The organism is Streptomyces spiroverticillatus (genome assembly GCA_014650415.1).
In the GTDB taxonomy this organism is placed as follows: Bacteria; Actinomycetota; Actinomycetes; order Streptomycetales; family Streptomycetaceae; genus Streptomyces; species Streptomyces spiroverticillatus.
On the sequence record BMUX01000065.1, the window covers coordinates 1 to 1451 of the forward strand.

At 72.3% G+C, this 1451-nt stretch carries 2 protein-coding genes; both read left to right on the top strand.

The genetic code is table 11. From position 1 onward, the window contains the following. The coding region (locus IE269_RS42675; protein WP_318299711.1) for a hypothetical protein at positions 1-1083 on the top strand (1083 nt) is incomplete at its 5' end. A gap of 125 nt (positions 1084-1208) precedes the next feature. Then, the coding region (locus IE269_RS42680) for a hypothetical protein (RefSeq protein ID WP_318299712.1) at positions 1209-1451 on the top strand (243 nt) is incomplete at its 3' end.

The following is a 1451-nucleotide window of genomic DNA, read 5'->3' on the forward strand; positions in this document are numbered from 1 at the left end:
TATCTGTGGGACGAGGAGGGCAACCAGCTGACCGAGGAGGAGCACGCGGGGTGCCCCGGGCACGCCGTCACGTGGGACCCGGACAGCGACACCCCCGACGCCCTGCTGATCGGATGCATCACGCCGGACGAGTACGAGCACCTGGGCTACCCCGGTGGGTTGCAGGAGGAGGAGCCCGAGGAGGAGCCGGAGCACCCCGCGCCCGCCCCCGACGAGGACGACACCGACGGTGAGGGTGAGGAGCACGTCAGGGCCACGCAGAGGGCCGAGGGCGGCCAAGAGGAAGACGAGGCCGAGGAGGGGGACGACAAGGGGGACGACACGCCCGCGCCGCCGCCCGCGCCCGCGCCGAGGCCCGCCCCGGCGGCCAAGCCGGAGCCGGACAGCATGGCCCGGAAGCTGAAAATGGCCGGGAACGCCGCCTACCGGGCCGCTACCAAGACCCGCCGCGCGTGGCTGAAGGACGTGTTGTTGCAGCGCAAGACCGCCCCGCCCAAGATGGCCGCGTGGGTCACCGAGCAGTGGCTTGCCGCCCGTAAGCCGGTCCAGATGTGGACCGGGGAAGTCTCCCGCGTAGCCCTGGTGGCGGAGTTGCTGGGGGAGGACAAGCGCGCCGACGACCGGACCACGTGGGCACCGGCCGGAGCGACCCCGGGCAAGCTGACCCTGATCAACTTCGCGATCATCGCGGGCTGCTACGAGAAGCGTCTTGACGAGGTCCAGACGTGGCGCACGGACAAGCCCGCGTGGGACACCGAGCAGATCCGAGACGACGCACGGGTCTACCTCACCTACCTCGCAACGATCGGCTACACCCTCTCCCTGGTGGAACAGGCCATCGTCGATGACGTCGAGTTCACCGCCCTGGTAGAGCCCGAGACCGACGACGAGCCCGATACGGACGAGGACCAGGGCGACGCCCCGAGCGAGCAGAGCGAGCCCGCTGAAGCGGACCACGGCACGGAACCGGACGCCGAGCACCCGGAGGCACCGGAGGCGGATGCCGCCCCGGCAGAGCCGTCCGAGGAGCCCGAGGACGCCCCCGCGCCGGACGACCCGGACGCGGACGCCCCGCAGGAGTAGAGCGCCCCACCGCCCGGGGTGACGGCCAACACGTCACCCCGGGCCCCTCCCCCCTTCTGTGCGTCCGGCCGGGCGCGGCAACTCCCGGTCAGGAAGCGTCACCGCCCCTCCCGGAGAAGATCCCCATGCAGCTGGACCCCCGCAAACCGCTCCTGGCAGTCGTGTCCGCCACCCTCAGCGTCCCCGGTGAGGAAGGGGCGGTAGCCCTCACCTACTCGATGCCCGCCGCCCCGTTCGGTACCGCCGCCTGGCAACTGCCCGTCCTCGTCGGGTACTTGAACCGGCTGCGCCGCCAGGGCGACGACCCCGCCCCCGAGAGCTTCGCCGCCTACATCGACAGCCGCGCCGAGGCCGCCGTGCCCGGACCC